The organism is Synechococcus sp. B60.1 (assembly GCF_047462555.1).
Lineage (GTDB): Bacteria > Cyanobacteriota > Cyanobacteriia > Thermostichales > Thermostichaceae > Thermostichus.
The window spans coordinates 1-11,563 of the sequence record NZ_JANSJN010000019.1; the positions used below are offsets into that span (position 1 = coordinate 1).

Consider the following 11,563-nt stretch of genomic DNA (forward strand, 5'->3'; position numbering starts at 1 on the left):
CGATGGCCGCCCCAACCCCGCCGCCGCCCTCCCCACCACAACCGGTCCCCCCCTCACCGCAGCAGCCCCCTCCAACTCCGGTGGCTACCCCCACGGCCGCACCTGTGGCCAACAGGCCGCCCTCTGGGGCTGCTACGAGCGCTCCCATTCCCCGCTTCACCCCCCTCATCCAAGGGATCCGTTCAGGTGGCGGGGGCACTGCCGGGAGCAAGGGATCCGAATCCAGCGCTCCTGGGAGGGGTGTCGTTGCTGGCCTCAGTGGATCCCAGGCGCAGGGGTCTGCGCCGACAGCAGGAGAAGGGGCTGGGGAGGCTTCCCCTCCTACCTCCTCGCCTGCAGCAGTGGCTGCCAATCCGGACATCCTGGCCCGCCCCATTCCGGGTCGCAACCCGCCGCCACAGTACCCTCCCCAAGCCCGCCGCCTCGGCCAGCAAGGCCAAGTGCTGTTGCGGGCCAGGGTGGATGCCCAAGGGCAGGTGCAGCAGGTGGAAATTGTCTCTTCTAGCGGCTTCCCAGCCCTGGACAGGGCCGCACAAGAGGCGGTGCAAAGGTGGCAGTTTAGCCCCGCCTTGAGAAACAACACCCCGATTGAGTCGTGGGTGACGGTGCCGATTCAATTTACCCTCAATTGACTGTTTTGGAGATTGTCCATGCCGTCTTCTCTTTCTCGCCGCCAACTTTTTGTCCTTGGCCTGGCCAGCCTGGGGGTCTGGGGGATGGGTCGCCAGGCCCAAAGCCAGATCCCGCCAGCTCCGGTTCGGCGAGTGGCCAGCCTCACCTCCTTGACCGCCGATATTCTCTATCGCCTGGCCCCGGACAAACTGGTGGGGATCCCGGCCGGACGTTTGCTAGAGGCGGATCCCCGCTTTCAGGGCATAACTCGGCTGGGGCTGGGCAACCAACCTAACCTGGAGCCAATCGTGGCCCTGCAACCGGACTGGGTGGTGGGGGCCAGTAGCTTGCACACGGCTCTGGCAGAACGATTGCAGGCATTGGGGATCCCCACCTATCTCACGCAGGTGGACAGTTGGGCTGCCCTGGAAGCAACCATCGCCACTCTGGCTGCGGCTGTGGGAGTGGATCCGGATCCCTTGCTGCGGGAGTACGGATCGCTTTTGCCCCAGGAGCTGCCCCCGGTTCGCCCCAAAACCCTGCTTTTGGTCGGCACCCAGCCGATTCTTGCTCCCAACCGGCAAAGCTGGGCCGGGGATCTGCTGGAGCGCTTTGGCGCCGACAACCTAACGGCTGCCCTGCAAAGCCAAGGGCAATTTCGCGGCTATGTCACCCTTGCGGCAGAGCGCATCCTGGAAGCCAACCCCGAGGTTTTGTTGGTGGTCAACCCGGAGGCGGCGGATCCCTTGGTGTTTTTCCGTGCCCGCCCCTTTTGGAACCAGTTGAAAGCCGTTCAAACCCAGAGGGTCTATGGATTTGACTACTACGGCTTAGTCAACCCAGGCACTCTAGACAAAATTAGAGCGGCCTGCGAGCAGTTGGCCCAGGTTTTGGGAAGAGAGGCCACTATGCGCTCCTCGCAAGTGAGTTATGACAAAACGGCATAGCTTGTTACGAAGTGTAACGACAAATACCAAAGTTAACGGTTGGCCATCGCTAAGGTAGCCGGTGTTCCCCTACGGCAGCGACGATGGCGAACCAATTTGAGCGCCTCAAAAGCGAAAAGGACGGGCTGGCGGTCAAAGCCGAGCTGGAAGCGTTTGCCCGCATGGGCTGGGAGAACATCCCTGAAGACGACCGGGATCACCGCCTCAAGTGGCTGGGGATCTTCTTTCGCAAGCGCACGCCCGGCCAGTTTATGCTACGGCTGCGCCTGCCCAATGGGATCCTGACCAGCGGCCAGATGCGGATGTTGGCGGCGATCATCCATCCCTATGGAAAAGATGGCGTAGCCGACATCACCACCCGGCAGAACCTGCAACTGCGCGGCCTCCCCATCGAGGAGATGCCCCAGATCTTGGGCTACTTGAAGGAGGTGGGCCTGACCAGCATCCAGTCGGGCATGGACAATGTGCGCAACATTACGGGATCCCCCCTCGCGGGCATTGACCCAGATGAGCTGATTGACGTGCGCGGCCTCACCCGCAAGGTGCAGGACATGGTAACCAACAACGGCGAGGGCAACCCTTCCTTCACCAATCTGCCGCGTAAGTTTAACATCGCCATCTGCGGTTGTCGCGACAACTCCGTTCATGCGGAGATCAACGACCTGGCCTTTGTGCCGGCCTTCAAAGCGGGCAAGCTGGGCTTCAACGTCTTGGTGGGGGGCTTTTTTTCGGCCCGCCGCTGTGCCGAGGCCATCGGGCTGGATGTCTGGGTGGATCCGCGCGATGTGGTTCCTCTGTGCGAGGCGGTGCTGCTGGTCTACCGGGATCACGGCCTGCGGGCCAACCGGCAGAAGGCGCGGCTGATGTGGCTCATTGACGAGTGGGGCCTGGAGAAGTTTCGGGCGGCTGTGGAGCGGCAGATCGGCCATCCGCTGTCCAGAGCGGCGGAAAAAGATGAGGTGGTCTGGCAGAAGCGGGATCTCCTGGGGGTGCATGCCCAGAAGCAGCCGGGCTTGAACTTCGTTGGCCTGCACGTGCCGGTGGGACGGCTGAATGCCCTGGAGATGATGGAGCTGGCCCGCCTAGCGGAGGTATACGGCTCCGGGGAGCTGCGGCTGACGGTGGAGCAGAACGTGCTCATCCCCAATGTGCCCGATTCGCGGGTGGCGCCGCTGCTTAAAGAGCCGCTCTTGAAAAAGTTCTCCCCCAACCCAGGGCCCTTGCAGCGGGGGCTGGTGTCCTGCACGGGCAACCAGTTCTGCAACTTTGCCCTCATCGAGACCAAAAACCGCGCTGTGGCTCTAATGGAAGAGCTGGAAGCCGAGCTGGAGATCCCGCAGACGGTGCGCATCCACTGGACGGGCTGCCCCAACTCCTGCGGCCAGCCCCAGGTGGCCGATATCGGCCTCATGGGCACCACCGCCCGCAAGGACGGCAAGCCGGTGGAAGCGGTGGACATCTACATGGGGGGAGAAGTGGGCAAAGACGCCAAGCTGGGCGAATGTGTGCGTCGAGGGATCCCTTGCGAAGACCTCAAGCCCGTCTTGGTGGAGCTGCTGATTGAGCACTTCGGGGCCAGGCCGCGCCAGCGTCCATCGGCTGCTCAAACTGCTTCTTCCCCCGTGATGGCTTGCTAAGTAGGGGCCAAGTCTGGGGAAGGTTTTCTCTCTGCGTCGTTCAAAATCTTGGAGGTTCCGATGTCTAAACTGTTCTCCCGTCGCCAATTTTTGGCCGGGGCAGCCGCCCTGGCAGCAGGAGCAGCCGCGGCTGGGATCCCACGCGCCCAATCGCAATCTTTGGGTCAGGGCTACTGGGTGGCCCAGGCCGATACTCCCGAGACCCCGCGGGCCAAGCTGGGGTTCATTGCTCTCACCGACGCCGCCCCCCTGATCATCGCCAAAGAGAAGGGGTTTTTTGACAAGTACGGCATGAAGGACGTGGAGGTGGTCAAGCAGGCCTCTTGGGGCACCACCCGCGACAACTTGGTGCTGGGATCCGCTGCTGGCGGCATCGATGGGGCGCACATTCTCACCCCCATGCCCTATCTCATCACCACCGGCAAAGTTACCGATGGCAAGCCGGTACCGATGTACATTCTGGCCCGCCTGAACTTGGACGGTCAGTGCATCAGCATTGCCAACGAGTACCGGGATTTGCAAATTGGCCTGGATAGTTCCCCCCTCAAAGCCAAGTTTGCGGAAGCGCGAGCTGCCGGCAGGGATCCCAAATGCGCGGTAACCTTCCCCGGCGGCACCCACGACCTGTGGATGCGCTACTGGCTGGCCGCCGGCGGGATCGATCCCAATGGCGATGTCTCTGTCATTGTGGTGCCGCCCCCGCAGATGGTGGCCAACATGAAATCCAAAACGATGGAAGCCTTCTGTGTGGGCGAGCCTTGGAATGCTCAACTGGTGAACCAAAAAGAGGGCTATACCGCCCTCACCACCGGCGAGCTGTGGAATCGCCATCCTGAGAAAGCCTTTGCTCTGCGGGCTGACTGGGTGGATGCCCACCCGAAAGCCACCTTGGCGCTGTTGAAGGCGGTGCAAGAAGCCCAGATCTGGTGCGACCAAATGGAGAACAAAGAGGAAATGTGCCGGATCATCGGCGACCGCCGCTGGCTGGGGGTTCCTGTGGCCGATATCTTGGGTCGCGCCAAAGGCACCTTTGACTACGGCACCGGCAAAGTGGTGCAAAACAGCCCCCACCTGATGAAGTTCTGGCAAGACAATGCTTCCTACCCCTTCAAGAGCCACGACCTTTGGTTCCTGACCGAAGACATCCGCTGGGGCTATCTGCCCGCCGACACGGATACCAAAGCCCTGGTGGACAAGGTCAACCGAGAAGATCTCTGGCGCGAGGCCGCCAAAGCCATTGGCCAAGAGGCCGCCATTCCCCCCAGCACCTCTCGCGGCGTGGAAACCTTCTTCGATGGGGTGAAGTTCGACCCCGAAAATCCGGCTGCCTATCTGGAGAAATTGGCCATCAAGAAGCTGGCCTAGCCTGCTCCTTCCAGGGCTTGCAGAACACCTGCAAGCCCCCTGTCCGAGAGATTTCCCTAAGAGCCCCCAGACAGGTTCAAATTAAACCTCTTCTCTCTTGCACTTTCCCTACGCTGACTTTGACCATAGCCCTACTCTCAGCAAACTATGCATCTTCTCCACTTTGCCTTGAAGGTGGGCTGCCACCTCTTCCCTTTGCTCATCCGCTTAGGCCGTTGGCTGCTGAGCCAAGGTGCCTCTCTTCAGGCCCATGCCGGGATCCCTTCTGCCACGAGCTCTGGATCCGCTTGGAGGCAACGAGTCCGGATCCATCAAGCGCTGCGCCGCATTCTCTTGCCCGCTACGGCAATTTTCATCGTGCTCCTGCTCTGGCAAATCCTCTACAGCCGGCCCGGCGCCAACCTGCCCACCCCGCTCCAAGTTTGGCAGGACACCTGGGATCCCCTCATTAAAGATCCCTTTTTTGACTACGGCGGCAACGCCAAAGGACTGTTCTGGCAAATCTGGGCCAGCCTGCAGCGGGTGTTCATTGGGTTTTTCTTGGCCAGTCTGGTGGGGGTTTTGGGCGGCATGGTGATCGGGGTCAACCGCTGGCTGCATGAGGCTTTGGATCCCATTGTTCAGGTGTTGCGCACGGTGCCACCTCTGGCTTGGCTGCCGATTTCTTTGGCCGCCTTTCGCGATGCCAACCCCTCCGCCATTTTTGTTATCTTCATCACGGCCCTCTGGCCCATTTTGATCAACACCATTGCCGGTGTACAGCGGATCCCACAGGACTACCGCAATGTGGCCAGAATTGTACGCATGTCCGGCTGGAAGTATTTCTTTAAGATTGTCTTTCCGGCCACGGTGCCCTACATCTTTACCGGCCTGCGCATCGGGGTGGGCCTGTCTTGGCTGGCGATTGTGGCTGCAGAAATGTTGGTTGGCGGGGTGGGCATCGGCTTCTTCATTTGGGATGCCTGGAATAGCTCCCGCATCAGCGAAATTATTGTGGCTTTGATCTATGTCGGCCTGGTTGGCCTTTTGTTGGATCGGGTTACGGCTTGGATTGGCTCGCTGGTGGTTGCCGAGGATCACTAGGTTGGACTGAGCCCGGAGTTGGCTGCTGACAGTTTGCTCACTTTTCAAAAATGAATCTCAAGGGATCCCTTAGGTAGCATCATGAAGACTCAGCCCTACATCGAAGTTGACCATGTAGACAAAGACTTTTTCCTGGACAATGGGGAGGTTTATCCCGCTCTAAGAGACATCCATCTGGAGATCCAAAAAGGGGAATTTGTCTCGCTAATTGGCCACTCCGGCTGCGGCAAGTCCACCCTCCTCAACATCATCGCCGGCCTGGAAAAACCCTCCCGCGGCGGCGTGCTGCTGGAAGGCCGGCAGATGACGGAGCCCGGCCCGGAGCGCATGGTGGTGTTCCAGAACTATTCCCTGCTGCCCTGGCTGACGGTGCGGGAAAACATCGCCCTAGCCGTGGACGAGGTGCTGGGATCCCTTCCCCAAGCAGAGCGAGCCCGCATCGTGGAAGAGCACATCCGCCGCGTGGGTTTGCAGGGGGCAGCCGACAAGCGGCCCGCCCAGCTGTCGGGGGGGATGAAACAGCGGGTGGCCATTGCCCGGGCTTTGGCCATTCGCCCGCGGGTGCTGCTGCTGGATGAGCCGTTTGGGGCGTTGGACGCCCTCACCCGCGGCAGCCTGCAGGAACAACTGATGGAGATTGCCCAGGCGGAGCAGCTCACCTGTATTTTGGTTACCCACGATGTGGATGAGGCGCTTCTGCTTTCGGATCGGGTGGTGCTGCTGACCAATGGCCCGGAGGCCCGCATCGGCCAGATCTTGCGGATCCCGTTTCCGCGGCCGCGCCACCGGTTAGAAGTGGTGAATCACCCCGAGTACTACAGCCTGCGGGGGGAGATGATCTACTTTCTCAACCAGCAAAAGCGGGCCCGCCAGAAAACTCCTACCCGTGTGGCCATCGCCAAGGGGGGGCTGGAAAAAGTCAACTTGGCAATTGGCTTTGTGCCCCTCAACGACTGCGCCCCTCTGGTGGTGGCCCAAGAAAAGGGCCTGTTTCAGAAGTACGGCCTGGAACAGGTCACGCTGGTCAGGGAGCCGGGCTGGAAAACCATCTGGGAAGGGAGCCGCTCCGGTCGGCTGGATGCGGCCCTGGTGGTGGCCGGGATCCCTTTGGCCTCTACCCTGGGGGTGGGCGGGGTACCGGTGCCTTTGGTAACTGCGCTTACTGTTTCCCGCGGCGGCAACGCCATCACCTTTGGGCGCCGACTCCTGCTGCAGGCCTTCCAGAGCCCCTGGGATCTTCGCCAGTACCTCCGCCAAACTCCCGATACGGTTCATACGCTGGGGGTGGTGCACCCGGCCTCGATGCACAACTTCCTCTTGCGCTATTGGCTGGCCAGCGGCGGCGTGGATCCGGATCGAGATGTGACGTTGACGGTGATCCCGCCGCCGCAGATGGTGGCCCACCTCAAGGCCGGCAACATCGACGGCTACTGCGTGGGCGAACCCTGGAACTCCCGCGCCGTGCGGGAACAGGTGGGGGTTATCGTTGCCACCACTCCCGAACTCTTGCCCAGCCACATCGAGAAAGTCCTGGCGGTGCGCCAAGACTGGGCCCAAAGCTACCCCCGCACCCACGTGGCTCTGGTCAAGGCGCTGCTGGAGGCCTGTCACTACTGCGATCAGCCGCAGCACCGTCCCCAGATCCTGGAGTGGCTGGCCCAGCCCCAGTATGTGGGCGTGGCCCCAGCCGATCTGGAGCCGGGGTGGAGGGGCATCCTGCAGCGGGGCATCGCCGATGAATCGCAAGTGATCCTCGGTTTCCACCAGTTTGCCAACGGGCGCAACACCTGCCCCGAACGCTTGGAGCACCTCTGGATCCTGACGCAGATGGCTCGCTGGGGCATCTGCCCCTTCCCTCGCAATTGGGTTGCTGTCCTGGACCAAGTGCTGGATGACAAAACCTACGCCCTAGCTGCTAGAGAACTGGGGCTGCCGGATCGGGCCCACGATCGCGGGGCTTTGCTCTTTGCCGACGGATCCCGCTTTGATGGCGAGGATCCCTTGGACTACCTGGAGTCGGTGGCCATTCGCCAGGAGCTGAAGCTGCAGGAATACCCCCTCAGCAAGGTCTAGTTTTTGCCCTACTGAACTCAACTGGAAGGCTTTATGATGACCCACTCTCGCTTAACTTCTTTGTCCTTTTCTTCAGCCTCTTCCCTCTCAGGTCTGCCCCTTCTTTCCCTCCAGAATGTGGGCAAGACCTACTTTACGGCGGCAGGAGCCTTTGTGGCGCTAGAAAATGTCAACTTGGAAGTGGCCGCCGGCGAATTTGTCTGCATCATCGGCCACTCCGGCTGCGGCAAGTCCACCTTGATCAACATGGTGGCCGGGTTTTCTGCTCCTACTTCGGGATCCATTACCCTCAAGGGCCAGCCCATCACCGCCCCAGGGCCGGATCGGATGATGGTGTTCCAGAACTATTCCCTTCTGCCCTGGCTGACGGCTTTTGAAAATGTTTATTTGGTGGTGGACCAGGTCTATCCCGATAAATCCCCTAGAGAGAAAAGGGAAATCGTTCAAGAACACCTAGAACTCGTGGGTTTGGCCGAAGCAGCCCACAAGCGGCCCAAGCAGCTCTCCGGGGGTATGAAGCAGCGAGTGGCCATTGCCCGCGCGCTGGCGGTGCGCCCAGAAGTACTGTTGCTGGATGAGCCCTTCGGGGCCTTGGATCCCATTACCAAGCAAGAGCTGCAGGATGAGCTGCTGGCCATTTGGCGAGATCACCGCTGCACGGTTTTGATGATTACCCACGACATCGACGAGGCTCTTTACTTGGCAGACCGGGTGGTGATGATGACCAATGGCCCTGCTGCCCATATTGGCGAGATTTTGACGATCCCCTTTGGGCGACCGCGCAGCCGCGCGCGCATCATGGAAATGCCGGAATTTTACGAATTGCGCAACTCTGCCCTCGACTTTCTCTACCGTCGCGCCGCCTTTGTCTTGGATTGAGGGGGAGCCAGTCTCGTCAAGGCGGCACGGCGAGCAGCGCTCCTCCCCAATACCAGAGTCTTACAGCAAGGTTTGGTAGCGGTACCTACACCAAGTCGAGGGATCCCTGGCTAAAATCCCACAGCAGTTGGGCCATCACTCCGGAGAGGTTCTCGGTGCGTTTGGAGCTGTTGCAGGCTTTCCTGAACGTCGTCGAAAGCGGCAGCTTTTTGGCTGCTGCCCGCTGCAGTGGCTTGACCCAGTCTGCCATCAGCCGCCGAATTCAGGCCTTGGAAGAAGAGGTGGGCGCTCCGCTACTGCATCGCAAGAGCCCGCTGGCTTTGACAGTGGCGGGGGAACGGCTCCTACCCCATGCCCGGCGCATCTGTCAGGAGTGGCAGCAGGCCCAAGAGAGCATTCGGGAATGGCTACGGGGCGAGCAAAGCGAGCTCTGCGTTGCGGGGATCCACTCGCTGATTGCCTATCGACTGCCGCCGGTGCTCCAGGAGTTCTGCCGAGAGTACCCGCAGGTGCAGTTGCGGGTCACGGCCCTGGGCAGCGACCGCGCTTTGAAGGTGCTCAAGGATGGGCTGGTGGATGTGGCTTTGGTGATGGAAAATCCCTGGCTGAGGCGGGGAGCTGAACTGGTGGTGGAGCCGCTGTATTCGGAGCCCATTCAGGTGTTGATGGCCGCCAGCCATCCCCTTAGCCGCTACGAGCGGATCCCTTGGCCAGTGTTGGCCGAGTACCCCCAGGCCGTATTTAAAGATGGCTATGCTATGCGCGCTTGGGTGGGATCCCACCTGGCCCGCCAGGGGTTAACTCTCAAGGCAGCGCTGGAGCTGAACACGCTGGATGCCTTCCGCGGCGTCGTTCGCCAGGGGCAGTTGATTGCCCTCCTGCCAGAATCGGCTCTGGTGGACTGCCACGCCGACCCAGAACTACAGGTGCGGCCTACTGAACCCCCCTTGTTGCAGCGACAGGTGGTGGCAGTTACCACCCGTGACCGCTATCAGATCCCACCCATTCGCCGCTTTTTGCAGTTGGCAGCCCAACTGCTCCGCCCGCCTGCTCCTTCTAAGAGGTCCGACGTCGAGGCGTTGGTCCCGGCCAAGGTGCTGTCGGCTTAGTTGGAGACTTACCCTCCCCCGCTCCAGACTGCCAAGGCTATGAGCCATGAGTTTCGCGAGCTGTTGAAGAAAATTGGCAGTGGCACCCACACCCACGAGGATCTCACCCGCGGCGAAGCCGCCCAGGCTACTCGGCTGCTCCTTGCGGGCAAAGCCACCCCGGCCCAGATTGGGGCCTTCTTGATTGCCCACCGCATCAAGCGCCCCACCGCCGAAGAGCTGGCTGGTATGTTGGATGCCTATGCCGAGTACGGCCCTCGCCTTCGCCAACGGGATCTGCCCCACCCCTTGGTGATCTTTGGCCACCCCTACGATGGCCGCTCGCGCACAGCACCGCTAGGGGTGTTGGTGGCTCTGGTATTGGCAGCGGCGGGGCCAGCCGTTTTGCTGCATGGCTCCGGCTTTTGCCCTCCCAAGTATGGTCTGCCTCTGGAGGTGGTCTGGCGAGGCTTGGGGGTGGACTGGCGAGGATGGTCGCTGGAGCAAGTGGGCCAGTCCCTGGAGCAAACGGGCTTGGGATTTTTGTATTTACCAGATTGTTTTCCCCAAGCCCAGGCCCTGATGGAGTACCGGGATCAAATTGGCAAGCGCCCTCCCCTGGCCACCTTGGAGCTGGTCTGGTCACCCTACGAGGGCCCCTTTCATTTGGTGGCTGGCTACGTGCACCCCCCTACCGAGGCTACGATGCTGGAGTTGTTTGCCCTGCAAGGGATCCAAAGCTTTACCACGGTCAAGGGACTAGAGGGCAGCAGCGACCTACCGCGGGAGCGGACGGCTATCCTCAACCACTGCGGGGAACGGCTGCTGCTCAAAGCCCGCGACCATCACCTGGCCGGCCCCGAGATCCCGCTGGCGGAGGAGAAAGAGTTGCTGCGGCAGATGCACCAGCTCCTCAACGGCGATCCCTCCCCCCTTGCGCCAGCAGTACTCTGGAATGGCGGTAGCTACCTCTGGCTGCTGGGCTATGCTCACTCCCTCAGCGAGGGGATCCAGCAAGCCGAGGAATTGCTCCGCTCTGGCCGGGTGAGGGAAAAGTTGCAACAGCTTCAACAACAGGCTCACCTGGCCCGGTTTTCCTAGGGATCCCTTCTCGCCTCAAGATATTCCGCAAGGGAAAGCCCACGGGGCCAACCCCAAACCGGCTTGTCCTGTCGATTGGAGTTTGTAACCCTGCCGATCCGTGCTTCCTTCACCGGTGCCCTCGGCTGTTCCCTGCCGATTTTGCTGCTCCTCACTCCCCTGGTGCTGGGATCCCCGGCGCAAGCCCAGCGGGGCCGCCGCCCGGCTCTTGGAACCGCAGCCCCCGTGCCAATGCAGCCGAGTTGGCAGAGCCCGCGGGAGCTGGAGCGGGCCAACCACGACCTGGCCGAGGCGCAGCGGCACCTGGCGGAAGCCAGCTTCTTCGCCCAGCGGGGATCCTCTCCGGAAGCCGCCCGTCTCCTGGAGCTGAGCCGCCAGAGCTTGACCGAGGCCCAGAACGCTCTGCAAAGGGGGAATGTCTTCGCCGTCCGCGAGCAGGCCAAAGCGGCGGAAAACTTGGCCAAAGCCGCCAAGGCGCTCTACGAAGCGGAGTTGGGCTTTGGGAGCCGTCCTGGCCGTTCCTTCTTCGAGGCCCCCTTGCGCGCCCAAGAGTCCCTCAGCCGGCTGCAGGCGGAGATGGCCTTCGCCAACATCACCGCCGGCCCTGTGGCCGAGCTGCAGCAGCAAGCCCAACAGTTGTTGAGCAGGGTCAATACCGATCCGGGCAGCTACACCTTCGCCGACTACAGCCGCAGCAAGGCTGCCCACCACTCGGCCCGCGCTGCGTTGCATCTGTTGGCGGCAGAGCGCCTGAGCGGTTTGGGATCCCTGGGCAGCC

10 protein-coding genes are annotated in these 11,563 nt (G+C 61.5%); all 10 read left to right on the top strand.

Annotated features, from left to right (window positions below; all coding sequences use genetic code 11):
• Nucleotides 1–341 precede the first annotated feature (341 nt).
• Nucleotides 342–632: an energy transducer TonB gene (locus NW863_RS03640; protein ID WP_414364485.1), complete on the top strand. Its 291-nt coding sequence runs from the start codon at nt 342–344 to the stop codon at nt 630–632.
• Between the two features lie 18 nt (nt 633–650).
• Nucleotides 651–1,559 carry an ABC transporter substrate-binding protein gene (locus tag NW863_RS03645; protein ID WP_414364487.1) on the top strand — a complete coding sequence of 303 codons (909 nt, stop codon included), beginning with the start codon at nt 651–653 and terminating at the stop codon, nt 1,557–1,559.
• Nucleotides 1,560–1,642: 83 nt separating this feature from the next.
• Nucleotides 1,643–3,196: a ferredoxin--nitrite reductase gene (locus NW863_RS03650; RefSeq protein WP_414364489.1), complete on the top strand. Its 1,554-nt coding sequence runs from the start codon at nt 1,643–1,645 to the stop codon at nt 3,194–3,196.
• Between the two features lie 60 nt (nt 3,197–3,256).
• Entirely contained in the window at nt 3,257–4,561 is a 1,305-nt protein-coding gene (locus NW863_RS03655; protein ID WP_414335836.1) for a CmpA/NrtA family ABC transporter substrate-binding protein, read from the top strand.
• Nucleotides 4,562–4,708: 147 nt separating this feature from the next.
• Nucleotides 4,709–5,644 (top strand): nitrate ABC transporter permease, encoded by a 936-nt coding sequence (ntrB, locus tag NW863_RS03660; RefSeq protein ID WP_414335837.1) that lies wholly within the window; start codon nt 4,709–4,711, stop codon nt 5,642–5,644.
• An 81-nt stretch (nt 5,645–5,725) separates the two neighbouring features.
• Nucleotides 5,726–7,717 carry a nitrate ABC transporter ATP-binding protein gene (locus tag NW863_RS03665; protein WP_414364491.1) on the top strand — a complete coding sequence of 664 codons (1,992 nt, stop codon included), beginning with the start codon at nt 5,726–5,728 and terminating at the stop codon, nt 7,715–7,717.
• A 36-nt stretch (nt 7,718–7,753) separates the two neighbouring features.
• Nucleotides 7,754–8,596, top strand: coding sequence for an ABC transporter ATP-binding protein (locus NW863_RS03670; RefSeq protein WP_414364518.1), 843 nt, complete (start codon nt 7,754–7,756; stop codon nt 8,594–8,596).
• Between the two features lie 155 nt (nt 8,597–8,751).
• Nucleotides 8,752–9,705, top strand: coding sequence for a LysR family transcriptional regulator (locus NW863_RS03675; protein WP_414360891.1), 954 nt, complete (start codon nt 8,752–8,754; stop codon nt 9,703–9,705).
• A gap of 39 nt (nt 9,706–9,744) precedes the next feature.
• Complete coding sequence (locus NW863_RS03680; protein WP_414364493.1) at nt 9,745–10,785, top strand: anthranilate phosphoribosyltransferase family protein; 1,041 nt, start codon at nt 9,745–9,747, stop codon at nt 10,783–10,785.
• Between the two features lie 75 nt (nt 10,786–10,860).
• A partial coding sequence (locus tag NW863_RS03685) for a hypothetical protein (RefSeq protein WP_414364496.1) occupies nt 10,861–11,563 on the top strand: 703 nt, incomplete at its 3' end.

Coding starts and splice junctions, on each gene's coding strand:
- NW863_RS03645 (WP_414364487.1), top strand. CDS start 651: ATGCCGTCTTCTCTTTCTCGCCGCCAACTTTTTGTCCTTGGCCTGGCC.
- NW863_RS03650 (WP_414364489.1), top strand. CDS start 1,643: ATGGCGAACCAATTTGAGCGCCTCAAAAGCGAAAAGGACGGGCTGGCG.
- NW863_RS03655 (WP_414335836.1), top strand. CDS start 3,257: ATGTCTAAACTGTTCTCCCGTCGCCAATTTTTGGCCGGGGCAGCCGCC.
- ntrB (WP_414335837.1), top strand. CDS start 4,709: ATGCATCTTCTCCACTTTGCCTTGAAGGTGGGCTGCCACCTCTTCCCT.
- NW863_RS03665 (WP_414364491.1), top strand. CDS start 5,726: ATGAAGACTCAGCCCTACATCGAAGTTGACCATGTAGACAAAGACTTT.
- NW863_RS03670 (WP_414364518.1), top strand. CDS start 7,754: ATGACCCACTCTCGCTTAACTTCTTTGTCCTTTTCTTCAGCCTCTTCC.
- NW863_RS03680 (WP_414364493.1), top strand. CDS start 9,745: ATGAGCCATGAGTTTCGCGAGCTGTTGAAGAAAATTGGCAGTGGCACC.